Raw genomic sequence first — 24,943 nt, 5'->3', positions numbered from 1 at the left:
AGACGAATGCACCAAGCGCGCGTCAGGCCGCCGACGCCGACCGCTGGAACTCGAGCAGCTCGACGGAGACCGTCACGTTCGCCGGCGCGGCGTCCGGTTCGACCGCAGCCGCAGCCTCTGCACCCGAGTGATGCGCGGCGGGGCCCATTCCCGCGAGCAGTCGACGACCGGCGGCGTCCACGCCGAGGTCGTACTCGAGCGAATGCACGTCCGAGGCAGTGAAGCCGTCGACCGCGAGCTGCTCCACGAGGCGACCCGACTTGCCGGGCGGAACATCGAGCATGAGCCCGGCCACGCGAAGCTCGCGCAGGTGCCGTTCTGTGGGCACGATCACGAGAAGCCGGCCACCCGGGCGCAGGATCCGCGCGAACTCGGCGCCGTTCCTCGGCGCGAACACGTTGAGCACCAAGTCGGCCGTCGACGAGCGAAGGGGGAGTGGCCGCCAGATGTCGAGCACGACACCCGTCTCACCTGGCAGGGCGCGGAGACTCGCGCGAACGGCATCGGGGGAGCGGTCGGCGAGGAGGAAGCGCGCGTCTGGGATGACCCGGGCCAGCTCGGCCGAGTAGTGACCGGTGCCGCATCCCAGGTCGGCGATGCGCGGGGCGGCATCCGACGAGCCGGCGGAGGCCTGTGCGAGACGTGCGAGCGCGTCGGAGATCGGTTGGTACGCACCCGAGCCGAGCAGCGCGGCGCGTGCGTCGAGCATCGACCGGTCGTCGCCGACCGTGCGTGGCGCCTTCGGTGGCAGGAGCGTGAGGAACCCGTACTTCGACCGGTCGAACCGATGGCCGTTCGTGCAGCCGAACGTGCGGTCACCGACGGGGGCGAGATCGCTGAAACAGTTCGGGCACCGAAGCCAGGTCGAATCGATCGACATGGCCCGGTGCCCGAATCCGTCAGTCAGCGAGTCAGTGGTGGCCGTCGTGGCCGGCCTCGAGCTCGCCCTTGGTGACCGGCGCGATGCGGTCCTCGAAGAACCAGCGCGACAGCGAGGCGCGGACGCGCTGGCCGACGGTGATCTTGCCGCGCGCGTTCGGCCGGATCATGAGCGGCTCGTAGGTCTCGAAGTCCACGAGCTTCCATCGGTCGTACTCGTCGAGCGGCTGGTGCACCTCGATGAACTCGCCGCCGGGCAGCTTCACGATGCGGCCCGACTCGTAGCCGTGCAGCACGATCTCGCGATCCTTCTTCTGCAGGGCGATGCACACGCGCTTCGTGATGAAGTACGCGATGAACGGTCCGATGATGACGACGGCCTGAAGCGCGTGGATCACGCCCTCCATCGTGAGCGAGAAGTGGGTCGCCAGGATGTCGGAGCTCGCCGCGGCCCAGAGGCCCGCGTAGAACGTGACACCGGCTGCGCCGATCGCGGTGCGGGTCGGCGCGTTCCGCGGGCGGTCGGCGATGTGGTGCTCGCGCTTGTCGCCCTTCACCCAGGCCTCGATGAACGGGTAGATCAGCACCGCCATGATGAAGCCGCCGAGCACGAGGATCGGCACGATGATGTTGAACGACCACGTGCGGTCGAGCCAGACGAACTCCCAGCCGGGCGGCACGAGACGGAGGGCGCCGTCGGCGAAGCCGATGTACCAGTCGGGCTGGGTGCCCGCGGAGACGGGGGAGGGGTCGTATGGCCCGTAGTTCCAGATCGGGTTGATCGTGAACATCGAGGCGATGAGCGCCAGCACGCCGAAGATGATGAAGAAGAAGCCGCCGGCCTTGGCCGCGTAGATCGGCAGGATGGGCGGGCCCACCGCGTTCTGCTGGGTCTTGCCGGGGCCTGCATACTGCGTGTGCTTGTGCACGACGACGAACACGAGGTGGATCGCCACGAGCGCGACGACGAGGGCCGGGAGCAGCAGGATGTGCAGCGTGTAGAGGCGACCGACGATCGCGGTGCCCGGGAACTCTCCGCCGAAGAGGAGGAACGAGGTCCAGGTGCCCACGACGGGGATGCCCTTGATCATGCCGTTGATGATCGCGAGGCCGTTGCCCGAGAGCAGGTCGTCGGGCAACGAGTAACCGGTGAAGCCCTCTGCCATCGCGAGGATGAAGAGCGTGAAGCCGATCACCCAGTTCAGCTCGCGCGGCTTGCGGAACGCACCCGTGAAGAAGATGCGCAGCATGTGCAGGCCGATGGCGGCGACGAAGAGCAGCGCGGCCCAGTGATGCATCTGGCGCACGAAGAGGCCGCCGCGGATGTCGAAGGAGATATCGAGGGTCGACGCCATCGCGACCGACATCTCGACGCCCTTGAGAGGAACGTACGAGCCGTTGTAGTGCACCTCGGCCATCGACGCCTGGAAGAAGAACGTCAGGAAGGTGCCCGAGATCAGCACGACCACGAAGCTGAAGAGCGCGACCTCACCGAGCAGGAACGACCAGTGGTCGGGGAAGGCCTTGCGACCGAGCTCCTTCACGAAGCCCGCGAGGCTCGTGCGCTCGTTGACGTAGACGGAGGCTGCCGCAGTGAACGACCGCTTCTGCGGCGCGGTGGCGGACGGTGCGGTGCTCAATGGCGCTCCCAGAAGCTCGGGCCGACGGGTTCGGTGAAGTCGCTTCGTGCGACGAGGTAGCCCTCGTCGTCGACGGTGATCGGCAGCTGCGGCAGCGGGCGCTTGGCCGGGCCGAAGATGACCTCGCAGTGGTTCGTGACGTCGAACTGCGACTGGTGGCACGGGCACAGCAGGTGGTGCGTGTGCTGCTCGTACAGGGCGACGGGGCAACCGACGTGCGTGCAGATCTTGGAGTACGCGACGATGCCGTCGTACGACCAGTCCTTGCGATCGGGCAGCTCGTTGAGCTCGGCAGGGTCGAGGCGCATGAGCAGGACGGCGGCCTTGGCCTTCGCCTCGAGCTTGCCGTGCTCGAGCTCGGCGAGCCCCTCGGGGATCACGTGGAAGGCGCTGCCGATGGTGACGTCGGCGGCCTTGATCGGCGTGCCCGACGGGTCGAGCGTGAGCCGGCTGCCCTTCTGCCACATCGTGTGGCTGAGCAGCTCGACGGGGTTCTCGTCCTGCGGGGCGAAGCCGCGGAAGAGCACGATCGCGGGGAGGGGGAACACCAGCAGGGCGCCGATGAGGCTGTTGCGGATCGCGGTGCGTCGCGTGAAGCCCGACTCCCGGTCAGCGTCGGCGAACACCTGCGCCGCGGCGGCCTGGGTCTCGGGCGAACCGCCGATGGGGTGCCGCTCGTCGGCGAGCTCCACCTCGGCCATGACCGCCTTGCCCCAGTGCACCACGCCGAAGCCGATGCCGAGCAGGGCGAGCGTCGCACCGAGGCCGAAGAACATGTTGTTCAGGCGGACCATGCCGACGTCGTTGGACTCGATCGGGAAGAGCATGTACGCCGCGATCGCCCAGATGCTGCCGAGGATCGACAGGTAGAAGAGCGTGTAGACGGTGCGCTGGGCGCGCTTGTCGCGCTTCGGGTCCTCATCGGTCACCCGGGGCCGGTGCGGCGGGAATCCGGGATTCTCGAACGCGTCGGCGGCGATCACCGCGGTGCCCGGCGAAACGTTCGAGTCGTGCGCGGCGTGCGACGAGTCTGCAGCGGCGACTTCCGCGCCGCTGTGGTCGTCCTGTGCCATGGTTCTCCTTCTGGGTCTTCTTCGTGCCGGGCTGCCGCTAGTTGGACTTCGCCGTGATCCACACGGTGATCGCGACGATGGTGCCGAGACCGAAGATCCAGATGAACAGGCCCTCCGAGACCGGGCCGAGCGAGCCGAGCTCGAATCCGCCGGGCGAACGGTTGTCCTGGACGTACTTGAGGTACGTGATGATGTCGCGCTTGTCCTCGGGCGAGATGTTGAGGTCGTTGAAGACCGGCATGTTCTGCGGGCCGGTGACCATCGCCTCGTAGATGTGGACGCCCGTGACCTCGGTGAGCGGGGGAGCGAACTTGCCCTCCGTGAGAGCACCGCCGGCGCCGGCCACGTTGTGGCACATCGCGCAGTTGATGCGGAAGAGCTCTGCGCCGTTCGCCGCGTCGCCGCCGCCGTTGACGAGGTGGTCGGCGGGGATCTCGGGGCCGGGGCCGAGCGAGGCGACGTAGTAGGCGAGCTGCTTGACCTGCTCGTCGTTGAACTGCGGGGGCTTCTGCGGCGCCTGCGGTCCCTGCATCTGCATCGGCATGCGGCCGGTGCCCACCTGGAAGTCGACGGCGGCGGCGCCGACGCCGATCAGGCTCGGACCCGTGTCGGTGCCCTGGGCGTCGATGCCGTGACACGTCGCGCAGTTCGCCTGGAAGAGCTTCTCGCCCTCGTCGATCGTCTGCTGCGAGGTCGGGTCGTCCTCTGCCTGGGCGACGGTGCCGGCGCTGAGCGCCGCGTACGCACCGCCGGTGAAGACGAGGCCCAGGGCGAGGAGCGCGACGGTGGCGAGCGGATGCCGGCGGCCGGCGCGTCGCTTCTGGCGGGTCATGTGGTTCTTCCTGTTCACGGGCTTGCTGGACTGACGCATCGGGCGGGCCTACTTCAGGACGTAGATCACGAGGAACAGGCCGATCCAGACCACGTCGACGAAGTGCCAGTAGTACGAGACGACGATCGCGCTGGTGGCCTCACGGTGACCGAAGTTCTTGACGGCGAACACCCGGCCGATGACGAGCAGGAACGCGAGGAGGCCGCCGGTGACGTGCAGGCCGTGGAAGCCGGTCGTCAGGTAGAAGGCCGAGCCGTACGAGTTCGAGTCGATCGAGATGCCCTCGGAGACCAGCGTCGCGTACTCCCAGATCTGACCCGAGACGAAGATCGCACCCATGGCGTAGGTGAGGAAGAACCACTCGACCATGCCCCACTTGGCCGGGTTCCACCACGGACCCGTGCGGTACGGCTGGAGGCGCTCGGCCGCGAACACGCCGAACTGGCAGGTGAACGACGAGAGCACGAGGATGATCGTGTTCGTCAGCGAGAACGGGAAGTTCAGCCGATCGGCCTCGAACGCCCAGAGGTCGGGTGAGGTCGACCGCAGCGTGAAGTAGATCGCGAAGAGTCCCGCGAAGAACATGACCTCGCTGCCCAGCCAGACGATCGTGCCCACCGCGACGGTGTTCGGTCGATTGATCACGGGCGCGCTCGCCTGATAAGTGATTGAGGTGCTCGTCACGCTCCCCATTATGGCCGAAATCGCGCCGGAGTTTTCGTCATCATCCGGGGCCGTGTCGCAGCGGCGGAGGTTAGGGAACCCTAAGTCGCACTGAGCAACGCCCGAGAATCCGCCGTGAATCGGGCGGATAGGATCGGCAGCATGCCTTCGCACCAGAATTGGCCAGAGATCCTGAACTCCCTCCTGCAGGGTGAAGACCTGAGCGTTTCCGACGCCGCCTGGTGCATGGAGCAGGTCATGACGGGGGAGGCCACCGAGGCGCAGCTCGCCGCGTTCCTCGTCGCGCTGCGCATCAAGGGCGAGACGGTCGACGAGATCGTCGGCTTCCGCGATGCCGTCCTCGATCACGCGGTCCCATTGCCCGCCGATCCGATGGCGCTCGACATCGTGGGCACCGGCGGCGACCGGTTCGGCACGGTGAACGTGTCCACGATGGCGTCGATCGTTGCGGCTGCGGCGGGTGTTCCCGTCATCAAGCACGGCAATCGCGCCGCGAGCAGCGCGTCCGGCTCGTCCGACGTGCTCGCGGCGCTCGGCCTCGATCTCGCGCTCGCCCCCGAGCGGGTCGCCTCCGTCCTCGAGGACGCCGGCATCACGTTCGCCTACGCGGCCGCCTTCCATCCCGGCTTCCGGCACGCCGGCGCGGTGCGGGCGCAGCTCGGAATCGCGACGGTGTTCAACTTCCTCGGCCCGCTGTGCAACCCCGCCCGGCCCGAGGCCTCGGCCGTCGGCGTCGCCCACCTCGATCGGGTGCCACTCATCGTCGGCGTCTTCCAGACGCGCGGCGCCACGGCGCTCGTGTTCCGGGGTGACGACGGACTCGACGAATTGACGACGACCGGCCACTCGCACGTGTGGGAGGTCTCGGGCGGCACCGTGAAGGAGCACGACCTCGACCCCCGCGACCTCGGCATCGCCCGGGCGACGATCGACCAGCTCATGGGCGGCGACGCCGCGCACAACGCCGCGATCGTGCACGAGGTGCTCGCGGGCGCGCGCGGGCCGATCCGCGACATCGTGGTGCTGAACGCCGCCGCGGGCCTCGTCTCGTTCGACCTCGCGAAAGATCCGAATCAGTTCCAGCGGCCGATCCTCGATCGCTTCCGCGACAAGATGGCGGTCGCCGAAGAGGCGATCGACGGCGGTGCCGCGGCGGCGAAGCTCGAGGAATGGATCGCCGCGACCAGGCGGTGACCCCCGGCTCGACGCACGACGCGGGCCCCGTGGCATCCACGGGGCCCGCGATCGTCGTCGGTCACTCGACGTCGTCGTCGACCCAGTCGAAGGTCTTCGTCACCGCCTTCTTCCAGAGCCGCAGGCGGCGATCGCGCTCTTCGGCCCCCATGGTCGGCTCCCAACGCGAGTCCTCCTGCCAATTGGCGCGGAGCTCGTCGAGGTTCGCCCAGAATCCGACCGCGAGACCGGCCGCGTAGGCCGCGCCGAGGGCCGTCGTCTCGGCGACGACAGGACGCACCACGGGCACGCCCAGGATGTCGGCCTGGAACTGCATGAGCGTGTTGTTCGCGATCATGCCGCCGTCGACCTTGAGCTCGGTCAACTCGACGCCCGAATCGGCGTTGACGGCGTCGAGGACCTCGCGCGTCTGGAATGCCGTGGCCTCGAGCGCCGCACGAGCGATGTGGCCCTTGTTGACGAACCTGGTGAGGCCGACGAGTGCACCGCGCGCGTCGGGTCGCCAGTACGGGGCGAACAGGCCCGAGAACGCGGGCACGAAGTAGGCGCCGCCGTTGTCCTCGACCGACTTCGCGAGTTCTTCGACCTCGGCGGCCGACGAGATGAGGCCGAGGTTGTCGCGCAGCCACTGGATCAGCGAACCGGTCACCGCGATGGAACCCTCGAGGGCGTAGTGCGGGGCGTCCGATCCGAGTTGGTACCCGAGGGTGGTGAGCAGTCCGTTCTTCGAGTGGACGATCTCGGTTCCGGTGTTGAAGATCAGGAAGTTGCCCGTGCCGTAGGTGTTCTTCGACTCTCCCGGGTCGAAGGCGGCCTGGCCGAAGGTCGCGGCCTGCTGGTCGCCGAGAATGCCGGCGACCGGCACCTCCCGAAGCAGGCTCGACGGCTCGACCGTTCCGTAGACCTCGGACGAGCTCTTGATCTCGGGCAGCATCGAGCGCGGTACGTCGAAGGCGGCGAGGATCTCGTCGTCCCACTGCAGCGTCTCGAGGTCCATGAACATCGTGCGGCTCGCGTTCGTGACATCCGTCGCGTGCACGCCGCCCTCATGGCCGCCGGTGAGGTTCCAGAGCACCCAGCAGTCGGTCGTTCCGAACAGCAGGTCGCCGGCCTCCGCGCGCTCCCGGGCGCCCGGGACGTTCTCGAGGATCCAGACCACCTTCGTGCCCGAGAAGTAGGTCGCGAGCGGCAGGCCGACCTTGTGCGTGAAGCGCTCGACGCCGCCGTCGGCGGCGAGCCGGTCCACGATGGGCTGCGTCCGGGTGTCCTGCCAGACGATCGCGTTGTAGACGGGTTCGCCGGTGTGGCGATCCCACACCACAGCGGTCTCGCGCTGATTGGTGATGCCGACCGCCGCGATGTCGTGCCGGGTCAGGTCGGCCTTGCCGAGCGCCTGACCGATCACCTCGCGCGTGTTGCGCCAGATCTCGGCCGGGTCGTGCTCGACCCAGCCGGCCTTCGGGAAGATCTGCTCGTGCTCGAGCTGCCCCGTGGCGACGATCGATCCGGCCTTGTCGAAGATGATCGCCCGCGAGCTCGTCGTGCCCTGGTCGATCGCGAGGACGTAGTCAGCCATGAGTTCCTCTCATTCGTGCACGCCGAGCGACGTCGTGCGCACATGATTCGGTTGGGGTCGGTGCGGATGGAGTTGCCCGGCGAGCCGTCACGAGAGCACCGGCAGCAGGACGAGTGCCGCCCACCCGGCGATGAGGCCGCCGATGACGGGGCCGACGACCGGCACCCACGAGTACGACCAGTCGGAGCTGCCCTTGCCCTTGATCGGCAGCACCGCGTGCGCGATGCGCGGACCGAGGTCGCGGGCCGGGTTGATCGCGTAGCCGGTCGGTCCACCGAGCGACGCGCCGATCGCGATCACGAGGAACGCGACGGGGATGGCGCCGAGTTCGGCCGGCGTGCGCCCGTAGCTGAACCCGAGGATGACGAACACCAGCACGAACGTGCCGATGATCTCGGTGATGAGGTTCCACCCGTAGGAACGGATCGCGGGGCCGGTGGAGAAGACCCCGAGCTTGTTCGCGGCCTCGGGCTCGGCGTCGAAATGCTGCTTGTATGCGAGCCAGCAGAACACGGCGCCGATGAAGGCGCCGACCATCTGCGCGCCGATGTAGGTCGCGATGGATGCCGCGTCGATCGGGATGCCTGGAACGAAGTCGGGCTCACCCTTCGCGAGGCGGTTGACGGCGAGGCCGAGCGTGACCGCGGGATTGAGGTTGGCACCCGAGGCGTACGAGACGATGACGCCGGCGAAGACAGCGAGGCCCCAGCCGATGTTCACCATGAGGAACCCGCCGTTGTGGCCCTTGTTGCGGATGAGCGCGACGTTCGCGACGACGCCGCAACCGAGGAGCACCAGCATTGCGGTGCCGACGAGTTCCGACAGGAAGATGATGCCGAGATTCATGTACAGCCCCCTTCGATGCGGCGCTTCATCGCGGCCGCTCTGGTGTCACGATAGCCCCGTGACCCCTTCGGGGGGAACGATTGCGTCCGAGTTCGCGACGTATCGGCCTTACGGTCGAGGCCTCACGGGGCGTAGGTTTGCGAGGGAGCGCCGCGCAGGGGGCGGCCGCGCCGCGACAGGCCCCGCACGGTCACGGAAGGGGTGCCGGATGAAGAAGATCATCAATGACCCGAAGCGCGTCGTCGACGAATCGGTCGCCGGGTTCGCGCTCGCGCACGCCGATCTGGTGCGCGTCGATGTCGATCCGATCCGCGTCGTGCGGGCGGATGCGCCGATCGCGGGCAAGGTCGGGCTCGTCAGCGGGGGCGGCAGCGGCCACGAGCCGTTGCACGCCGGCTTCGTCGGCTTCGGCATGCTCGACGCCGCGGTGCCGGGTGCGGTGTTCACCTCGCCGACCCCCGATCCGATCCTCGAGGCGACGAAGGCGGTCGACGGCGGCGCCGGCGTCCTGCACATCGTGAAGAACTACACGGGCGACGTGCTCAACTTCGAGACCGCCGCCGATCTCGCTGCCGCCGAGGGCATCGAGGTGCGGGCGGTCGTGACGAACGACGACGTCGCGGTGCGCGACTCCCTGTACACGGCGGGCCGTCGCGGCGTCGCGGGCACCGTGCTCGTCGAGAAGATCGCCGGCGCTGCCGCCGAGCGGGGCGACTCGCTCGAAGAGGTCGCCTCGGTCGCCGAGCGGGTGAACGCCGCCGCCAGGTCGATGGGGCTCGCGCTCACGCCGTGCGTCGTGCCGCACGCGGGCGAGCCGAGCTTCACGCTCGCGGAGGACGAGATCGAGATCGGCATCGGCATCCACGGCGAACCGGGACGAGAGCGAGTGGGCCTCGAGCCCGCCGACCGACTGGTCGACCGCCTCCTCGAACCGATCCTCGACGACCTCCCGTACGAGGCCGGCGAACGGGCCCTCCTGTTCGTGAACGGCATGGGGGGAACCCCGCAGATCGAGCTCTACATCGCGTATCGCCGAGCCGCCGAGGTGCTCACGGAACGTGGCATCCATGTCGCCCGCTCGCTGGTCGGCAGTTACATCACGTCGCTCGAGATGCAGGGGATGTCGATCACGCTGTTGAAGCTCGACGACGAGATGATCGAGCTCTGGGATGCCCCGGTGCAGACGGCTGCACTCCGCTGGGGCCGGTGACTGGCGAAGGAGGATCAGTGGGGCTCGACATCACGTGGGCGGTCGATTGGACCCGGCGGAGCGCTGAGTGCATCAGCGAGCACCGGGTGGACCTGATCACACTCGATCGCGAGATCGGCGACGGCGATCACGGCGAGAACATGGACCGCGGGTTCGAAGCCGTCTCGGCGAAGCTCGACGACCTCGCGGCCGGATCCGTCCCGAGCGACGTGCTGAAGCTCGTCGCGACCACCCTGATCTCGACGGTCGGCGGGGCGGCGGGGCCGTTGTACGGCACGGCCTACCTGAAGGCGGCCTCGGCGGTCGCCGGTGAGGCGTCGCTCGACGGCCGCGCGATCGCCGCCCTGCTGACGGCGGGCCGCGACGGCATCGTGCTACGGGGAAAGGCCGAGGCCGGCGACAAGACGATGGTCGACGCGTGGACGCCTGCGGCCGATGCGGCCACCGCCGCCGCGGAAGCCGGCGCAGACGCGGCGGCGGTGCTCGATGCCGCGGCATCGGCCGCGGAGGCCGGGGCCGAAGCGACGGAGCCGCTCATCGCACGCAAGGGACGGGCGAGCTACCTCGGCGAGCGCTCCGCCGGGCATCGCGATCCTGGGGCGGAGTCGAGTGCGCTGCTGCTCCGCGCCGCCGCCGATGCCGCCCGAGCGGCGACCGGGGCATGACGATGCCCGGAACGGTGGGCCTCGTCTTCGTCTCGCATTCGGCCGAGATCGCTTCGGGCCTCGTCGCGCTCGCCCGGCAGATGGCCCCGACGGTCGCGCTGATCCCGGCCGGCGGTACCGATGACGGCCGCATCGGCACCAGCTTCGATCTCGTGAACGCGGCGATCGCCGAAGCCGACTCCGGCTCGGGCGTCGTCGTGCTCTGCGACCTCGGGTCGGCGATCCTCACGGCGGAGACCGTGCTCGACTTCGTCGACGACGAGCTGCGGGAGCGCACGAGGATCGCCGACGCGCCGCTCGTCGAGGGGGGCGTCGCTGCGGCCGTGGCCGCGGAGTCCGGCGACCCGCTCGAGGTGGTCCTGAATGCTGCGGAGTCCGCGGCGGGTGGCGGACCGAGGGCCCCGGGCCGCGCCGAGGCCGGATCCGAGGACCGGCCGACGCGTGGCCACGGGGCATCCGGGTACTCGCGGACCGTGACCCTCGTGAACGCCGACGGCCTGCACGCCCGGCCGGCCGCCGAACTCGTGAAGCTCGCAGCCCGCTACCCGCAGCGGATCACGGTCAACGGGGCCGACGCGAAGAGCTTGCTCGGCATCATGTCGCTCGGGCTGACGAAAGGCGCGAGCCTCGAGATCGCGAGCGACGATCCGGGTGCGTCGGCCGCCGTCGACGCGCTCGCAGAACTGACGGCGACCGGGTTCGGCGAAGCCTGAACCGGGGTTCTGCGGGTTCGATCGACCCTCAGTTGCCGCCCGCCACGCGGATATCGGCGCCGGAGGTGTAGCTCGCGTCGTCGGAGAGCAGGTAGGCGACCGCGCCGGCGATCTCGTGCGGTTCGCCGGGGCGTCGCATCGGGATTCCGGGCGCGCGCTCGTCGGGCGCGTCGGGCCGGCCGGCTGCGGCGTGGATCTCGGTGCGGGTCGTGCCGGGAGAGACGGTGTTGACACGCACGCCGACCGGTCCGAACTCCTTCGAGGCGCCCGTCGTGAGCGCGTTGAGCGCCGCCTTGCTCATCGCATAGGGGATGTACGTGTTCGGGGCACCGGACTTCGCCGCGCCAGAGGAGATGTTGACGATCGAGCCTCCGACGCCGCCACGGTCGGTCGCCATGTGCTCGATCGCAGCCCGGGTGATGATGAGCGGGGCGAGCACGTTGATGCGGAACACCGCTTCGGCTTCTTCGAGCGGCACGTCGAGGAACGGGCCGATCCGGCCGGTGATGCCGGCGTTGTTGACGAGCCCGGTGACGCGGCCGAACGCGTCGACGGCCGACGGCACCACGGTCGCGGCGGCGTCGAGGTCGGCGAGGTCGACCTGCAGCACGAGCACCCGCGCACCGGAATCGGTGCAGCGGCGGGCGACGGCGTCGGCGTCGGCGGCACGGTCGCGGTAGGTGATCACGAGGTCGTGCCCGTCGGCGGCGAGGCGTTCGGCGATCGCTGCGCCGATGCCGCGGCTGGCGCCGGTGATGATCGTGACCGGGCGGGGGAGCGAGGCATCCGTCATCTTCCCAGCCTAAGCAGGGCCGCGAGCCTGTGGCGCGCCTCTGGTGATGAGGATGCCTCGGGGCGTACGATCTCGGTTATGGCACGCGACGCAGCGAGCCGCCCAGACGACGGCAACGCTTTCACGAGGTTCTTCGATCGAGTCGACAACGCACTCGAGCCGATTTTCGGCGCACCGCCCATCACCGAGGGCACCGACCAGGCCGATCCGCGGGAACTGCAGGAGCGACCCTGCCCCGTCTGCGGTCACGCGATTTTCGAACATACGTTCGATGATGCGAACGGCAACATCGTCATGACCTGCCCGACCGACGAACGACTGCCAGAGCGATCCTTGAACGGACCGCTCAACGAGCTCGGAATGCCGGCGACGGGTCGGCGTCTCGAGCGCTACGAGGAGCGAGAAGCGACGAACTGAGCCGGGGGAACCGGGGAAACGGGGGAGTGCGCCGCTCGGGGGAGCGGCGCACGACACTGACGGTCCACCCCGCGCATCGTCGCCGCACCGTGCCAGCATGGCTGGATGACGACAGTGACGGTGCGTCCGATGACCCGGACCGAGTTCGACGAATGGCAGCTCGCGATCGCGGGGGAGTACGCCGAGGAGCAGGTCGAGGCGGGCCGCTGGCCCCGCGAAGGCGCCGTGCAGCGGGCCATCGAGGAGAATGCCCGGCTGCTTCCCGACGGTCTCGAGACCGCGCGCATGCTCATCCTTCGCGGCATCGACGACCATGACGAACCCGTCGGTCGCGCCTGGGTCGGCCTCGACCACCCGCGAGGCGCGCCGGGCGTCGCATTCCTCTACGACATCGAGATCCTGGAAACCCGCCGGGGGACCGGACTCGGGCGAGCCCTCCTCGAAGCCGTCGAACACGCGACGAGAGCCGCCGGCGCGGAGGCCCTGGAGTTGAACGTGTTCGGGCGCAACACGGCGGCGATCTCGCTGTACGCCTCGGCCGGCTACGACGTGGTGACGCAGCAGATGCGCAAGACGTGGTGAGTAGCGGTCGGCCGCCCGTCGTCCCCGTCGGGTGCTAGCTCGACGGGTCGTACTGGAACGCACGCACCTCCTGGGCGCATCGGCATGCCGTCGCGATCTTCGCAGCCCATTCCAGCGCCGACTCGTAGGAGGGGAGCTCGAGCACCGAGTACCCGCCCTCGAGCTGCGTCGTCTGCGGATAGGTGCCCTCGGTCACCGTTCCGTCGGCCGCGACCATCACCGGCGGCAGACTCTCGTCGATGCCGCCCCCGAAGACCCAGACTCCGGCGTCCTTCGCCTCCTGCACGACCGCGTGCGCGGCATCCCCGACGGCCTGCAGCTCGCCCTCCTCGAGCACCATTGCGGCGCTGGGGAATGAGATCAGGTACTTCGTCATCGGTTCGACTCCTCTCATCGCCTGACGGAGCTCGAGACACTCCGGATCGACGAATGCTCTTCGAACGAGGCGGTCTGCAGGCCGCCGAGCAGCCCGAGCGTGGATGCGGTCTCCACCGCCTCAGCCCTGCTCGATGCATCGAGCTTGCGGAAGATCGCGGACACGTGGCTGCTGACGGTGTTCCTCGAGACATAGAGGCGCTTCGCGATCTCCGCCTGGGTGAGGTAGGTCTGGAGATAGGGGAGGACGCGCTGCTCGGCGACCGTGAGTGCGGTCGACGGAGCATGTCGGCCGAGACGCTCCCGCTCGTCGACGGCGCGCGCGGCCGCCGCCACGCGCGCATCCAGGGCCTCGCGGCCATCACGCGGCGGCAGGATCTCATCGATCTCACGCGACAGCATCCGCGCGGCCTCGATGTCGCCCACCTGCAGGTTCGCGTGAATCAGGAAGAGCCTCGTGGGGATGCTGATCAGGGGGACCGCGCCCATGCAACGGCCGCGCTCGGACATCGCCAGCGAGAGGAACTTCTCACCGGCGCTCCGGCGACCAGCGTGCAGTGCGGTGTAGGCCGCAGCGGCATGCGCGTATGCGCACATGATGTACCCGTCGATGTTGCCCGTCTGGATCGCGTCGAGCGCCCGCTGCACGTGCGCGTCGGCCGCCGCCCAGTCGCCGCCGTCGATGGCGAGCTGAGCGAGTTCGACCTCGCACATCACGATCGTCGCGGGGTTGCCATGGGCCTCGGCCGTGTGGATGGCCTCCATCAGCACCTCGCGGGCACGGCCCTCGTGCCCGGTGTGGAGCAGGGTGCTCCCCAGGATCTGGAGCGCGGGATCGCGCCACGGGCTCTCGACGGGTTCGGCCCGGACTGCGAACTCCGCGTCCTCGAGGGCCGCGCGCATTCCGTGCTTCATCGTGATGGCCCGGACCATGGCTTTCGCCGACACGAGATCGATGCCATCGACCCGCGGGGCATCGTCGGGCATGCTGCCGAGCAGCGACGCCCACTTCTGGGCGGCGGCGTCGGTGCCGGAGAGCAGCGAGTACCACGTGACGACCACCACGGCGAAGGGGTTCGCGAGGAGGTTGGCATCGCCGATCTGGCTGATCCACCGGCCGAGGGTCGTGGTTTCGCCTGCGGTGTAGGTGTTCAGGGCTGCGAGCGCCACGAGCGAGGACGCCGTCGCGAAGTCGCCTCCCGCGATCGCGTGGTTGATCGCTTCCGGAAGCAGGCCCTGCTCGTGGCACCAGGCAGCCGCCCTCATGTGCAGGCCGCGAACGGTCGGCCCGGCGTCGAGATGGAGTTCAGCCTGCAGGTACTCGGCGAACAGCGGATGCAACCGATAGGAGCGACGCTGGGGATCCGCAGTGATGAACAGCTGACGCGCTTCGAGATCTCGGAGAATGCTCGCGGAGTCGGAGCGTTCGAGCACCGCGTCGCACATCGCGGGAACGAGCGGTCGCAGGATCGAGACGGAGACGAGGAACCGGCGGATGTCGTCGGGCAGTTCCCGCATGCATTCGCGGTAGAGGTAGTCGGCGAGCAGATCCTGGCCGCCGATCGAGTCCAGCGGCCGGCTCCGCGACAGGAGCGCGCACATGTGCAGGCCCGCCGCCCACCCGCCGCTCTGCTCGACCCAGCTCGTGAGCGTCTCGGGGGAGACCTCTGCACCGGCGACCTCGGCGATCCTGGCTGCTCCCGAGAGGTCGATCCGGAGGTCCTCGGCGGTGACGTGAGCCGCGGACGACGCCACACGTCCGCGCGCGAATGCGGCGGGGCGGTGGCGGCTCGCCAGCACGACCTGCGACCCCGCCGGTACGCCCGTCAGCACGACGTTGAGCGCGTCGATCGCGTCGAGGGAGGTGAGTGCGTGGGTGTCGTCGAGGAACAGCACGAACCGCTGATCGCATCGGGAGAGGGCGCGCGCGAGCACCGGTGCGATCCGGCCCAGCACGCCACGATCGGCCGTCGAGACCTGCTCCTCGAGCGATGCCGCGACCGGGGTGAAGGACGAGCAGGCATGGGTCAGGAGCCGGATGAGCGCGGCGGGATCGTCGTCGCCGCCGCTCAAGGTGAGCCAACCGGTGGCTCGGTCCTCGAGCTGGAGCCATTCGGCGAGGAACGAGGTCTTCCCGTAACCTGCGGGCGCCGTGACGGTGACCAGCCTGGCGGGCCCGGAGCGCACGTTGCCGATGAGGTTCTCGCGGCGCACGAAGCTGGGGTCGAAGTCAGGACCAGTGGTCTTGACCTCGAGGATCAGTTCCTTGAGTTCGCGCTCAGCGGCCGCCATCTCTCGTCTCCCCATCGACCAACGTCAGCAGTGAACTCGCGCCCGAGGCGCTGCGTCGGATTCAGATACTACCGATCCACGGGGCGGTGCCGCGCCACGCGTGCGCCACACGGACGGGGTCGTTGTGGGGCATTCGGCTGCCTGCTACAGAGCGGACCCGATGGGCGACCAGTATCGGAGGGAGACGAGCAGGCGTGAATTCGTCCAGTCCGACGCGGGCCCCAATTCGGACGCAACGCACACCGAAAGCAGGTTGAGGGTCGGCGAGAGCGTGCACCGTTCGGACTCGATCCCCATGTCCTCCGCGAGCTGTCGTGCCGACTGGCCCTCGGGTGGATCGATGTTGAGTTCCGTCCAGCACCCACCGGACGCGCAGTTCTTCTCACTGGTGAGAAGCGTCGCGCCCTCTGGGATCGCCGGGCCGAACGATGCGGGTGGCGCACTTCCCTCCGTGACGAACAGATGGCTCACCGCGACATGCATCAACCAGAACGCGATGAGGACGGCAGCGGCGACGCCGAGCACGACCGAGATGGTGATACGTCGCGCGGTGACCGCCGGTTCCGATGTCTTCATCTGACTCCCAGTGCTCATCGACGGTGTCCAGGGCTCCAAGCGGAGCGGATTCGGCAATCCTGTCATCGAAGCGCCCCAGCGTGCTCGAACCCGTCGAGCTATCCGGCAGTGAGCGCGGTGCTGATGATCGCTCGAACCTCGGCGTCGTCCTGCATGCCGTCGGTCGCGTACGGTTCCCACCGGTCCAACTGGGACAGCACCCATTCCCAATGCGCGAGTCGCAGTGTGATGACCAGCAGATGCTCGCGAGGCGGCCATCCGTACGAGTCACGCTGAGCCTCAGAGGCGGCCGACGCGCGCCATCCCGCGTCGCGGATGCAGGAACCAGCGATCACGGTCTCCGTGATCCCGTCGACCGCGTCGACGGCCATCGAGTTGTCGACGCACCCGTCAACGCGTTGCCACAACCGCACCGGAATCTCGATCGTCAGATAGCGCACGCGGTAATCCTCGCAGACGTGCCAATCGCGGCTTCCGGATTGTCGGACACGCCTGGCTGGTGTCGAGCGGATGTCACGGTGACCGCCGGCGGTCGTGTCGGTGCGCTGGTTCAGCGTGATCTCATGCCCACCCTCACGGTCCGCGACTTCGTCACGGTTGACGGACAGTACGACGACGATGAGCACGGGCGCATGAGCGAACTCGACGGGGGAGTCGTGCGCCCGGCAGGCCATGGGGGAGTAGATGGGGAGGGCCGACCGCGCGAGGGAAGAAGGCCTCAGCGGATCGCGTTGGATCTCGATAACGTCGCGCGGAACCGATGCTCATGAGAATGCCTCACTCAGCGAGAGGTCCAAAGGCGACAGTTCGCTAGGAACACAAACCACCCAGGTGGGGAAGTGGCGCAGCATCCGAATCGTGCATCTGCTGCACTGGGGCTTCCTCTGATGGTGAAGTCACTCAACCGCTTTCCACAAAGCTCGCACCAGAAGCGTTTGGTGCCCGACATCGCGTCGGTAGCGCGGGCGTGTCAGACGGGAATCGTGATCGCCTGGAACCCTCTGATTTGCGCCGCTCGGCTTGCAGAGTTGGTCCGGACGATAGATTCGCCGAATGATGAAGACCCCGACTGGCCGCGTCGCCCTCACCGCGCTGCTGACCCTTCTCCTGCTCACCGGCTGTACCGCTGTGGACGCCTCGTCGCTGCCCGACACCGACACGACCCCGAACGCAGCCCCAGCAGCGATCGAAGGCGACACGGATGAGGATGGCGAGCTCTCTGAGTTCGAGAAGCAGGTACTCGCGAGGAACGCACCCCGCGACATCACCCTTCACGATGGCAGCGTCATTGTTGTGACACCCGGAGAGCCCCTCCCGCAGCCCGTCATTGACCAGATCGTCGCCGACGCGGCGCCCGGCGCGGCTCAGGCGCAGACCGACGACGAGTTTGCGCCCATGGCGGGCATGAGAAGCATCCGTGAGGTGGCAACCTCATATGCGAACCAGTTTGATCGCACCGTCGTCATCGTCTATTGGGGCTTCGGCGCCTGGGGCACGGTCTCCTCCGTCGACGAATCCGGCGGGACCGGGCTGGCAGGGAGCAGCGACCTCGACGCGATGGTCACGGCGGCTACTGACTGGGCGGGATCCCACGACGCCTACGTCGTAGTGGTCGAGTAGCCGTCCGTCTTCATCGAAGTCGCCGCGCGATGCTCATTCCCGCGCAGGAGCACACCGACCATGAGATGTCGCGACTGAGCGCACAGGATGCGCCACGGGTAGGTGGTCTGCTTCACCAGAACTGTCTCATTCCGACATAATGTGCATTATCGGCGCAATACGGAGCAGCATGGCCGTCGGGCTTCAGTCCCGCGGCGCCAGGCCGGTCAGCATGCGTGACAGCACCGACCTCAGCGATTCGAGCTCGGCCGTATCGACGGCCGTGAACAGCTCCCCGGCCACGGTGCTCGTCTGTTGCTGCACGGCCTTCAGGGCTCGGTCGCCGTCGTCCGTCAGGTTGAGAATCGTCACGCGCCGATCTGTCGACGACGGCACCCTGGTGACATAGCCGAGCCGCTCGAGATCGTCGACGGTTCGCACCATGCCCGTCTTGTCGGTGCTGAGCCGCGCCACGAGGTCGCGCTGCGTCTTCACGCCGTCTCGGATCATGAACATGACCGACGCGTGCCGCGTCGTGAGATCCAGCGGTTGCAGGGCGGCGTTCAGGCGTTGCGTCGCGGCCGTGTACACCTGGTGGAACAGCAGTCCGACCTCGATGGCGGCGCGCGCCCCCGCTTCGCTCATAGTTCGAGTCTCCCCCGAAGGAGATCCAAATGCAATAGATCCAAATGGATCCAGTTGATAGGCTGCGGAGCATGTCCCGACTCGATGACGGTTCCGGCCACGACCGTCTGTGGCCCCTGACGCTGCTCCGCTTCTCGCTCGCCCTCACCTCGGTCTTGCTGTTCGGGCAGGCCGTGTCGGCGGGCCTGTTCATGGGCGGCGTGCCTGTCGCATTCGGATTGCACCGTGAGATGGCGACGGTGTCGGGCGTCGCGCTGATGGTCGCGATCCTCGCGACGATCCTCGCCCGCGCACTGAGTCGTGCGCCGCGGTGGCCGATCGCCGCGACGATCGGGCTCCTCGCGCTCATGTCGCTGCAGGCGTTCGCGGGGTTCCGGTCCCTCGTGGCGCTGCACGTGCCGCTCGGTGTGGTAGTGATCCTGCTCAGCGTCGCCTTGACAGTCTGGGTCTGGCGGCGGATGCCTCGGCAGCAACCGAATCGCGAGGACGATCGCGAAGGTCCCGAGAAGGCAGCGGCGCGCGCCTCCGTGCGTATGGCACGCTCGAACAATGGATGACTCCGACGACTTCCCGCAACTCGCCCATGTCGGAGTCCATCCCGATGTGCTCGCGAAGCAGGGTGAGCGTTTCGACGCGCTCCTCTCCTCGCTCGGATGGAGCGAACCCGTCGACCTTCCTGCCGCGGCGCCGCACGAGGGTTGGCGCGTGCTTCGGCGAGACGGCGGCGCCGTGCTCCTCGGTGCTCCGGCCGACTCCGCAGCAGCGACGTGGTCGATTGCGAACCTTCCCGCCGAGCCGATGCGGGGCGGACAGGCATCGGTCCACCCCGACGTCTTCCCGCTCCGGCCGAGCCGACGCGAGCGGCGCGGCGGCCTCGTGCTGCGCTGGCCCGAGACGATGCGCACCGAGCCCGACATCGACGAGCTCGTGATCGACATCGTCAACGAAGGCGACGCACGATGGCACCCGACCGGCGACGACTTCCACGTCGCCGGCACGGTCTCCCGACAGGGTGTCACCGCCGGCGGCGTTTCCTTCGGCTACGTCGGGCGCCCGGATGCAGCGTTCGCGCTCGACCCGGGCGAGTACGCGCGAGTGCGGGTGAACATCGGGTCCGCCGACTGGGACGACTTCCAGGCCGGTCGGTACGAGGTGCATGCCTGGCTCGTCAGCCTCGGCCTTCGCACGGCGGCGCCGTTGCCGATCGATCTCGACGCCGCGCTGATCGAGCGCCAGCGAGCCCGACATGCGCCCCGCCGCCCGCCGCCCGTGCCACGTGACCACCTGGACGAGCGACGTCAGATGCTTCGCGCCATGATCGCCACCCAAACCGACGCCGAGACGATCCTCCGCATCGTCGCCGATGCGGCCTCCGACGAAGCGGCGCGCCGCAGCATCGGCGAAGCACTCGGCTGCTCCGAGACCGCGGCCGACGCCGTGCTCGCGATGCAGCTGCGACGGTTCCGCCGCGGCAGCGCGGAATCGATCGCCCGCGAACTCGACGAGCTCGAGCAGCACATCGAGGGTCTCGGCGTCTGAGCCGGGGCTCGCAGCCGGAACCGGAGTGGCTGAGTGTCGCCCGCTCCCCCGCGTGCCGATCCGTCAGTCGTCCACTCGGATGCCCAGGTGTCGTGCCAGGTGGGGCGCGAGCAGGGCCGCCTGCATCGAGTCGATCGTCGCACCGCTGAGGCCGCCGATGCCGTCGATCACGGCGAGCTCGAGGCCGCGCAGGTCGACATCGCGCAGCCTCGCCCCGGTGACGTCGAGCGAGCGCAGGTCGCAGCCCTCGAAGGCCACCCGCTCGGCCTGCGCGTTGACGAGGTCGAGCTCATCGATCGTGCAATCGGTGAACAGGACATCACGGATCTCGGCACCGCGAAGGTTCACGTAGCCGAGCTTGCAGCCCACGAACCGCACCGCCCGCCATCGGTCGTCGTGGAACTCGACCGATCCGAGTCGCGATGACATGAACGAGACGTCGCGCAATTCGGCCAGCGGGGCCCTGAGCACCGGTGCCTCGAGCCGCTCGATCACGACCTCCGAGAAGGCGGCCGCGCGAAGGCGCGTCTCATGGGCGGCGACGCCGGTCAGCTCGCACTCGGTCAGACGCAGGCCGCCGAGATCCCGTTCGGCGAGGTCGAGCCCGCTGAACCGTCGCGCCTCGACGACCGCGCCGGCGACCAGCTCGCTCTCGTGACCGTCGTCGAGCTCACCGAGCAGGACCGGGTCGACGCGCGGCGCGACGGGATGCCTGGCCTTCGACGCCACGGCCGCTCCTCTCCGAACGAAGACGAATCAGGATGCCTCGGCGCCGACGTAGTCCGCGAGGTGTTCGCCGGTCAGGGTCGAACGGGCGGCGACGAGATCGGCGGGAACGCCCTCGAACACGATCCGCCCGCCGTCGTGACCGGCGCCGGGACCGAGATCGATGATCCAGTCGGCGTGCGCCATCACGGCCTGGTGGTGCTCGATCACGATCACCGACTTGCCCGAGTCGACCAGGCGGTCGAGGAGGCCCAGCAAGTTCTCGACGTCGGCGAGGTGGAGACCGGTGGTCGGTTCGTCGAGCACGTAGACGTCGCCCTCCTCCCCCATCGCGATCGCGAGCTTGACCCGCTGCCGCTCGCCGCCCGAGAGCGTGGAGAGCGGTTGGCCGAGCGTGAGGTAGCCGAGGCCCACGTCCTCGAGGCGACCGAGGATCTTCGCCGCCGCCGGGATCTTCGCCTCGCCGTCGGAGAAGAACACCCGTGCCTGCGCCACCGGCAGGTCGAGCACCTCGGTGATGTCGAGCCCTCCGAGCTTGTACTCGAGCACCCCGGCCTGGAACCGCTTGCCGCCGCAGTCCTCGCAGGGCGTCTCGATCGTGTCCATGAAGCCGAGCTCGGTGACGATGACGCCCGATCCCTTGCAGCTCGGACACGCGCCCTCGGAGTTCGCGCTGAAGAGCGCGGGCTTCACGCCGTTCGCCTTCGCGAAGGCCTTGCGGATGGGCTCGAGCAGACCCGTGTACGTCGCCGGGTTGCTTCGTCGTGAGCCCTTGATCGCGCCCTGGTCGATCGACACGACGCCGTCCCGTCGCGACACCGAGCCGTGGATGAGCGAGCTCTTGCCCGAGCCCGCCACGCCGGTGACGACGGTCAGCACGCCGAGCGGGATGTCGACGTCGACATCGTCGAGGTTGTTCGCGTCGGCGCCGCGCACCTCGATCGCGCCGCGCGCCGAGCGAACCTCCGCCTTGAGCGACGCGCGGTCGTCGAGATGCCGGCCGGTGAGGGTGCCGCTCGCCTTGAGCCCGTCGACCGATCCCTCGAAGCAGATCTCTCCCCCGCCGCTGCCCGCGCCGGGGCCGAGGTCGACGACGTGATCGCCGATGGCGATCGTCTCGGGCTTGTGCTCGACGACGAGCACGGTGTTGCCCTTGTCACGCAGCCGCAGCAGCAGCGTGTTCATGCGCTGGATGTCGTGCGGGTGCAGCCCGATCGTGGGTTCGTCGAACACGTAGGTGACGTCGGTGAGCGACGACCCGAGGTGACGCAGCATCTTGATGCGCTGCGCCTCGCCGCCCGACAGCGTGCCCGACGGGCGCTCGAGGCTGAGGTAGCCGAGCCCGAGGGTCACGAACGCGTCGAGGTTCGCGCTCAGCGCCTCGAGCAGTGGGCCCGCGCCCGGCTTGTCGAGGCCGCGCACCCACTCGGCGAGGTCGGTCACCTGCATGCGGCACGCGTCGGCGATGCTGACGCCGTCGATCTTCGACGAGCGCGCGCCCTCGGTGAGCCGGGTGCCGTCGCACTCCGGGCATCTCGCGAACGTCGCCACCCGCTCGACGAAGGCGCGGATGTGCGGCTGCAGGGCGTCGAGGTCCTTCGACAGCATCGACTTGGTGATCTTCGGGATGAGGCCTTCGTAGGTCATGTTGATGCCGCTGATCTTGACCTTGGTGACCTCGCCGTAGAGGAAGAGGTGCCGCTGCTTCTCGGTGAACTGCGCGATCGGCTTGTCGGCCGGGTAGAAGCCGGACTGCGAGAAGCCCTTCACCATCCAGCCGTCGGCGGTGTAGCCGGGCACCATGATCGCGCCCTCGTCGAGCGACTTCGACTCGTCGACGATCTGCGCGAGGTCGAGATCCGACACGGCGCCCCGGCCCTCGCATCGCGGGCACATGCCGCCGAGGTAGATCACGTCCTTGACGATCTTCTTCTCGCCGTGCGGGCCGGTCATCACCCCGCTCGCCTTCTGCGTGGGGATGTTGAACGAGAACGCAGTCGGCCCGCCGATGTACGGTTCGCCCAGCTTGGAGAAGAGGATCCGCAGCATGGCGTTCGCATCCGTCACCGTGCCGACGGTCGACCGGGGGTTGGCGCCGAGCCGCTCCTGGTCGACGAGGATCGCCGTCGTCAGACCCTCGAGCACGTCGACGTCGGGTCGCGGAACCGACGGCATGAAGCCCTGCACGAAGGCGCTGTAGGTCTCGTCGATCAGTCGTCGGGACTCCGCGGCGATGGTGTCGAAGACGAGCGAGCTCTTGCCCGACCCCGACACGCCCGTGAAGACCGTCAGCCGTCGTTTCGGCAGGTCGATGTCGACGTTCTTGAGGTTGTTCTCCCGGGCGCCGCGCACGCTGATGAGCTCATGGCGGTCGGCGGGATTCGGAACGGTCGTCTCGGTGGCCATGTGGTCTAGATTCTCACGGGCGCGAACGATGAGGCACATACCGGTCACGCTAGCTGCGGCATCCACCCCGGTGCTTCTCGATTCCTGACCGGTGCGCCTACGACACGGTCGTAGTTCGTCGCATCGCGACGCGCGCGTTCACATCCGATACTCAGGCGGGGTTCGGCAATAGCCTTGGCGGGCACGGTTCACCCTCAGAAAGGACATGCCATGTCTTCCACACAGCCGACCGGCTTCTTCGCCACGTTCTCGCTCGATGCCGCCGAGCTGTCGAAGTCGGCCATCAACACCGTCCGCACGACGCTCGGCATCAGCGGCGCCGTCGCGCTCATCGTCGGGCTCATGATCACGTTCTGGCCGAAGGACTCGGCCGTGGTGCTCACCATCATCCTCGGCATCTACCTGCTCATCGCGGGCATCGCCTACCTCGGGCTCGGCATCTTCTCGAAGGGCATCTCGGGTGGTGCGAGGGCGCTCGACATCATCCTCGGCATCCTGTTCATCATCGGCGGCATCTTCGCCGTGGCGAACCCCACCGAGAGCGCGGTCGTGCTCGGCATCTTCCTCGGCATCCTGATCGGTGTCCTCTGGATCGTCGAGGGCATCGTCGCGCTCGCGCAGCTCGGAGACGCGCCGTCGAAGGGCTGGGCGATCTTCTTCGGCATCCTGAGCATCCTCGCGGGCATCGTGCTGCTGTTCTCGCCGCTCTACGTCGTCGTGCTGTGGTGGATCATCGGCATCAGCCTCATCGTGCTCGGCATCATCCAGATCGTGCGCGCGTTCACCTTCGGGCGCGGCGTCACGGCCGCCTGAACCGAACGGGCGGCTCTGCCGCGCAGAAGAAGGCCGGCCCCGGGATGACTCGGGGCCGGCCTTCTTCGTCTCCGCCGTGGCGGTCGAGCTGGGCTCAGGCCTCTTTGGCGAAGCCCGAGATGTCGCCGACGTAGCGCGTGTTCTCGGCGGGGACGGGCTCGACGACGGCCGACGCGACCTCTGCGGCGAACTCGGCGACGTTGTAGAGACGGCCGGCGTCCTGCTTGCGGGCGTCGATCGCGCCGGGGTTCGCGCGCTCGAGGAGCGTCGCCGTGATGGTTCCCTCGATCATGTCGCCCGACACGACGACGAACTCGACGCCCGCCGCCTCGAACTCGGGCAGCTTGGCGCGGAGCGCGTCTTCGCCGGCGCGCTTCGAGAGGGCGACGGGCTCGTACTCGGGCATCGTCGGCGTCGTGCGGATGAAGTGCGCCTGGTGGCTCGTGACGAAGACGATGCGGGCCCCGTCGGCCAGGTGCGGCAGCGCGCCCTCCACGACGTTGACCTGCGCGTCGCGATTGAGGCGCATCGCATAGTCCTCGCCGAGGCCGGTCTCCATGCCGCCCGACGCGTTGAGCACGAGCACGTCGATCGGCCCGAGCTCTGCAACGGTGCGCTCGAACATCGCCGCGACCGACTCGGGGTCGGTCAGATCGGCGCCGATCGCGATCGCGGTGCCGCCGCCTGCCACGATCTCGGCGACCACCTTCTCGGCGCGAGGCGCCTTGCTGCGGTAGTTGACGACGACCGATGCGCCGGCCGCTGCGAGGTAGCGGGCGGTGTCGGCGCCGATGCCGCGCGACGAGCCCGTCACGAGGGCGACGCGGCCGGCCAGCGAGCCGGGGGCGAGTGGATTGGTCACGGGGAG

The 24,943-nt window shown here is 68.6% G+C and carries 26 protein-coding genes; 10 read left to right on the top strand and 16 right to left on the bottom strand.

The window, feature by feature from the left end; genetic code table 11:
• Positions 1–22 precede the first annotated feature (22 nt).
• Genes LR269_RS12300 through LR269_RS12280 form a run of 5 tightly spaced genes read right to left on the bottom strand, consistent with a single transcriptional unit; the run spans position 23 to position 5,117 of the window.
• A complete protein-coding gene (locus tag LR269_RS12300; RefSeq protein WP_231431065.1) occupies positions 23–880 on the bottom strand; it encodes a methyltransferase domain-containing protein in 858 nt (285 codons plus the stop codon).
• Positions 881–911: 31 nt separating this feature from the next.
• Complete coding sequence (locus LR269_RS12295; RefSeq protein ID WP_231431064.1) at positions 912–2,519, bottom strand: cytochrome bc complex cytochrome b subunit; 1,608 nt, start codon at positions 2,517–2,519, stop codon at positions 912–914.
• Complete coding sequence (locus LR269_RS12290; RefSeq protein WP_231431063.1) at positions 2,516–3,592, bottom strand: ubiquinol-cytochrome c reductase iron-sulfur subunit; 1,077 nt, start codon at positions 3,590–3,592, stop codon at positions 2,516–2,518. Before LR269_RS12290 ends, LR269_RS12295 begins: the two co-directional genes overlap by 4 nt.
• Before the next feature lie 37 nt (positions 3,593–3,629).
• On the bottom strand, positions 3,630–4,424 hold the full coding sequence (locus LR269_RS12285; protein WP_231431062.1) for a cytochrome c: 795 nt from the start codon (positions 4,422–4,424) through the stop codon (positions 3,630–3,632).
• Positions 4,425–4,472: 48 nt separating this feature from the next.
• Positions 4,473–5,117, bottom strand: coding sequence for a heme-copper oxidase subunit III (locus LR269_RS12280; protein ID WP_231431061.1), 645 nt, complete (start codon positions 5,115–5,117; stop codon positions 4,473–4,475).
• 132 nt (positions 5,118–5,249) lie between these two features.
• Here LR269_RS12280 and trpD point away from each other — a divergent pair, with 132 nt between their 5' ends.
• A complete protein-coding gene (gene trpD / locus LR269_RS12275) occupies positions 5,250–6,302 on the top strand; it encodes an anthranilate phosphoribosyltransferase (protein WP_231431060.1) in 1,053 nt (350 codons plus the stop codon).
• 61 nt (positions 6,303–6,363) lie between these two features.
• On the opposite strand, the gene glpK is transcribed toward trpD, so the two are convergent.
• Together glpK and LR269_RS12265 are read right to left on the bottom strand one after the other, a co-directional pair.
• Positions 6,364–7,878, bottom strand: a complete 1,515-nt coding sequence (glpK, locus tag LR269_RS12270; protein WP_231431059.1) for a glycerol kinase GlpK — start codon at positions 7,876–7,878, stop codon at positions 6,364–6,366.
• A gap of 87 nt (positions 7,879–7,965) precedes the next feature.
• Complete coding sequence (locus LR269_RS12265; protein ID WP_231431058.1) at positions 7,966–8,724, bottom strand: MIP/aquaporin family protein; 759 nt, start codon at positions 8,722–8,724, stop codon at positions 7,966–7,968.
• Between the two features lie 208 nt (positions 8,725–8,932).
• Between LR269_RS12265 and dhaK the strand changes: the two genes are divergently transcribed.
• The 3 genes from dhaK to dhaM are packed head-to-tail and all read left to right on the top strand — an operon-like array spanning position 8,933 to position 11,312.
• Positions 8,933–9,934: a dihydroxyacetone kinase subunit DhaK gene (dhaK, locus tag LR269_RS12260; protein ID WP_231431057.1), complete on the top strand. Its 1,002-nt coding sequence runs from the start codon at positions 8,933–8,935 to the stop codon at positions 9,932–9,934.
• 17 nt (positions 9,935–9,951) lie between these two features.
• Complete coding sequence (gene dhaL, locus LR269_RS12255; RefSeq protein ID WP_231431056.1) at positions 9,952–10,599, top strand: dihydroxyacetone kinase subunit DhaL; 648 nt, start codon at positions 9,952–9,954, stop codon at positions 10,597–10,599.
• Positions 10,596–11,312, top strand: a complete 717-nt coding sequence (dhaM, locus tag LR269_RS12250; RefSeq protein ID WP_308191649.1) for a dihydroxyacetone kinase phosphoryl donor subunit DhaM — start codon at positions 10,596–10,598, stop codon at positions 11,310–11,312. Before dhaL ends, dhaM begins: the two co-directional genes overlap by 4 nt.
• Before the next feature lie 28 nt (positions 11,313–11,340).
• Here the strand turns inward: dhaM and LR269_RS12245 are convergent, their stop codons facing one another.
• Positions 11,341–12,105: an SDR family NAD(P)-dependent oxidoreductase gene (locus LR269_RS12245; RefSeq protein ID WP_231431055.1), complete on the bottom strand. Its 765-nt coding sequence runs from the start codon at positions 12,103–12,105 to the stop codon at positions 11,341–11,343.
• A gap of 78 nt (positions 12,106–12,183) precedes the next feature.
• Between LR269_RS12245 and LR269_RS12240 the strand changes: the two genes are divergently transcribed.
• Complete coding sequence (locus tag LR269_RS12240) at positions 12,184–12,522, top strand: hypothetical protein (protein ID WP_231431054.1); 339 nt, start codon at positions 12,184–12,186, stop codon at positions 12,520–12,522.
• 105 nt (positions 12,523–12,627) lie between these two features.
• Positions 12,628–13,104 (top strand): GNAT family N-acetyltransferase, encoded by a 477-nt coding sequence (locus LR269_RS12235; protein ID WP_231431053.1) that lies wholly within the window; start codon positions 12,628–12,630, stop codon positions 13,102–13,104.
• Between the two features lie 34 nt (positions 13,105–13,138).
• Here LR269_RS12235 and LR269_RS12230 read toward each other — a convergent pair whose 3' ends face one another.
• The 4 genes from LR269_RS12230 to LR269_RS12215 form a co-directional block, all read right to left on the bottom strand.
• Complete coding sequence (locus LR269_RS12230) at positions 13,139–13,480, bottom strand: YciI family protein (RefSeq protein ID WP_231431052.1); 342 nt, start codon at positions 13,478–13,480, stop codon at positions 13,139–13,141.
• Between the two features lie 14 nt (positions 13,481–13,494).
• Positions 13,495–15,771 (bottom strand): LuxR family transcriptional regulator, encoded by a 2,277-nt coding sequence (locus LR269_RS12225; RefSeq protein ID WP_231431051.1) that lies wholly within the window; start codon positions 15,769–15,771, stop codon positions 13,495–13,497.
• A 144-nt stretch (positions 15,772–15,915) separates the two neighbouring features.
• Entirely contained in the window at positions 15,916–16,347 is a 432-nt protein-coding gene (locus tag LR269_RS12220; protein WP_231431050.1) for a hypothetical protein, read from the bottom strand.
• Between the two features lie 98 nt (positions 16,348–16,445).
• Complete coding sequence (locus LR269_RS12215; protein WP_231431049.1) at positions 16,446–16,973, bottom strand: hypothetical protein; 528 nt, start codon at positions 16,971–16,973, stop codon at positions 16,446–16,448.
• Positions 16,974–17,400: 427 nt separating this feature from the next.
• Here LR269_RS12215 and LR269_RS12210 point away from each other — a divergent pair, with 427 nt between their 5' ends.
• A complete protein-coding gene (locus LR269_RS12210; protein WP_231431048.1) occupies positions 17,401–17,967 on the top strand; it encodes a hypothetical protein in 567 nt (188 codons plus the stop codon).
• Positions 17,968–18,150: 183 nt separating this feature from the next.
• Here LR269_RS12210 and LR269_RS12205 read toward each other — a convergent pair whose 3' ends face one another.
• Entirely contained in the window at positions 18,151–18,591 is a 441-nt protein-coding gene (locus LR269_RS12205) for a MarR family winged helix-turn-helix transcriptional regulator (RefSeq protein ID WP_231431047.1), read from the bottom strand.
• A gap of 71 nt (positions 18,592–18,662) precedes the next feature.
• Between LR269_RS12205 and LR269_RS12200 the strand changes: the two genes are divergently transcribed.
• Together LR269_RS12200 and LR269_RS12195 are read left to right on the top strand one after the other, a co-directional pair.
• Positions 18,663–19,148 (top strand): hypothetical protein, encoded by a 486-nt coding sequence (locus LR269_RS12200; protein WP_231431046.1) that lies wholly within the window; start codon positions 18,663–18,665, stop codon positions 19,146–19,148.
• A complete protein-coding gene (locus tag LR269_RS12195) occupies positions 19,141–20,130 on the top strand; it encodes a hypothetical protein (protein WP_231431045.1) in 990 nt (329 codons plus the stop codon). The genes LR269_RS12200 and LR269_RS12195 overlap by 8 nt, the downstream gene beginning before the upstream one ends.
• 63 nt (positions 20,131–20,193) lie before the next feature.
• Here LR269_RS12195 and LR269_RS12190 read toward each other — a convergent pair whose 3' ends face one another.
• On the bottom strand, positions 20,194–20,859 hold the full coding sequence (locus LR269_RS12190) for a pentapeptide repeat-containing protein (RefSeq protein ID WP_231431044.1): 666 nt from the start codon (positions 20,857–20,859) through the stop codon (positions 20,194–20,196).
• A gap of 27 nt (positions 20,860–20,886) precedes the next feature.
• Positions 20,887–23,262: an excinuclease ABC subunit UvrA gene (locus LR269_RS12185; RefSeq protein WP_231431043.1), complete on the bottom strand. Its 2,376-nt coding sequence runs from the start codon at positions 23,260–23,262 to the stop codon at positions 20,887–20,889.
• Between the two features lie 210 nt (positions 23,263–23,472).
• On the opposite strand from LR269_RS12185, the gene LR269_RS12180 reads away from it, so the two are divergent.
• On the top strand, positions 23,473–24,075 hold the full coding sequence (locus tag LR269_RS12180) for an HdeD family acid-resistance protein (RefSeq protein WP_231431042.1): 603 nt from the start codon (positions 23,473–23,475) through the stop codon (positions 24,073–24,075).
• 94 nt (positions 24,076–24,169) lie between these two features.
• On the opposite strand, the gene LR269_RS12175 is transcribed toward LR269_RS12180, so the two are convergent.
• On the bottom strand, positions 24,170–24,937 hold the full coding sequence (locus LR269_RS12175) for an SDR family oxidoreductase (protein WP_231431041.1): 768 nt from the start codon (positions 24,935–24,937) through the stop codon (positions 24,170–24,172).
• Positions 24,938–24,943 lie beyond the last annotated feature (6 nt).

Source organism: Agromyces sp. S2-1-8 (assembly GCF_021129215.1).
Taxonomy (GTDB): Bacteria; Actinomycetota; Actinomycetes; order Actinomycetales; family Microbacteriaceae; genus Agromyces; species Agromyces chromiiresistens.
The sequence above is the reverse complement of the archived record's forward strand: the minus strand, read 5'-3'. Positions and strand labels throughout refer to the sequence as shown.

What these genes read in the sequence shown, in the direction of transcription:
- LR269_RS12180 (WP_231431042.1), top strand. Translation starts at nt 23,473, where the DNA reads ATGTCTTCCACACAGCCGACCGGCTTCTTCGCCACGTTCTCGCTCGAT.
- LR269_RS12210 (WP_231431048.1), top strand. Translation starts at nt 17,401, where the DNA reads ATGATGAAGACCCCGACTGGCCGCGTCGCCCTCACCGCGCTGCTGACC.
- LR269_RS12185 (WP_231431043.1), bottom strand. Translation starts at nt 23,262, where the DNA reads ATGGCCACCGAGACGACCGTTCCGAATCCCGCCGACCGCCATGAGCTC.
- LR269_RS12290 (WP_231431063.1), bottom strand. Translation starts at nt 3,592, where the DNA reads ATGGCACAGGACGACCACAGCGGCGCGGAAGTCGCCGCTGCAGACTCG.
- LR269_RS12280 (WP_231431061.1), bottom strand. Translation starts at nt 5,117, where the DNA reads ATGGGGAGCGTGACGAGCACCTCAATCACTTATCAGGCGAGCGCGCCC.
- trpD (WP_231431060.1), top strand. Translation starts at nt 5,250, where the DNA reads ATGCCTTCGCACCAGAATTGGCCAGAGATCCTGAACTCCCTCCTGCAG.
- LR269_RS12230 (WP_231431052.1), bottom strand. Translation starts at nt 13,480, where the DNA reads ATGACGAAGTACCTGATCTCATTCCCCAGCGCCGCAATGGTGCTCGAG.
- LR269_RS12220 (WP_231431050.1), bottom strand. Translation starts at nt 16,347, where the DNA reads ATGAAGACATCGGAACCGGCGGTCACCGCGCGACGTATCACCATCTCG.
- LR269_RS12235 (WP_231431053.1), top strand. Translation starts at nt 12,628, where the DNA reads ATGACGACAGTGACGGTGCGTCCGATGACCCGGACCGAGTTCGACGAA.
- dhaM (WP_308191649.1), top strand. Translation starts at nt 10,596, where the DNA reads ATGACGATGCCCGGAACGGTGGGCCTCGTCTTCGTCTCGCATTCGGCC.
- LR269_RS12240 (WP_231431054.1), top strand. Translation starts at nt 12,184, where the DNA reads ATGGCACGCGACGCAGCGAGCCGCCCAGACGACGGCAACGCTTTCACG.
- LR269_RS12300 (WP_231431065.1), bottom strand. Translation starts at nt 880, where the DNA reads ATGTCGATCGATTCGACCTGGCTTCGGTGCCCGAACTGTTTCAGCGAT.
- LR269_RS12225 (WP_231431051.1), bottom strand. Translation starts at nt 15,771, where the DNA reads ATGGCGGCCGCTGAGCGCGAACTCAAGGAACTGATCCTCGAGGTCAAG.
- LR269_RS12265 (WP_231431058.1), bottom strand. Translation starts at nt 8,724, where the DNA reads ATGAATCTCGGCATCATCTTCCTGTCGGAACTCGTCGGCACCGCAATG.
- LR269_RS12205 (WP_231431047.1), bottom strand. Translation starts at nt 18,591, where the DNA reads ATGAGCGAAGCGGGGGCGCGCGCCGCCATCGAGGTCGGACTGCTGTTC.
- LR269_RS12195 (WP_231431045.1), top strand. Translation starts at nt 19,141, where the DNA reads ATGGATGACTCCGACGACTTCCCGCAACTCGCCCATGTCGGAGTCCAT.
- LR269_RS12245 (WP_231431055.1), bottom strand. Translation starts at nt 12,105, where the DNA reads ATGACGGATGCCTCGCTCCCCCGCCCGGTCACGATCATCACCGGCGCC.
- LR269_RS12285 (WP_231431062.1), bottom strand. Translation starts at nt 4,424, where the DNA reads ATGACCCGCCAGAAGCGACGCGCCGGCCGCCGGCATCCGCTCGCCACC.
- glpK (WP_231431059.1), bottom strand. Translation starts at nt 7,878, where the DNA reads ATGGCTGACTACGTCCTCGCGATCGACCAGGGCACGACGAGCTCGCGG.
- dhaK (WP_231431057.1), top strand. Translation starts at nt 8,933, where the DNA reads ATGAAGAAGATCATCAATGACCCGAAGCGCGTCGTCGACGAATCGGTC.
- LR269_RS12200 (WP_231431046.1), top strand. Translation starts at nt 18,663, where the DNA reads ATGTCCCGACTCGATGACGGTTCCGGCCACGACCGTCTGTGGCCCCTG.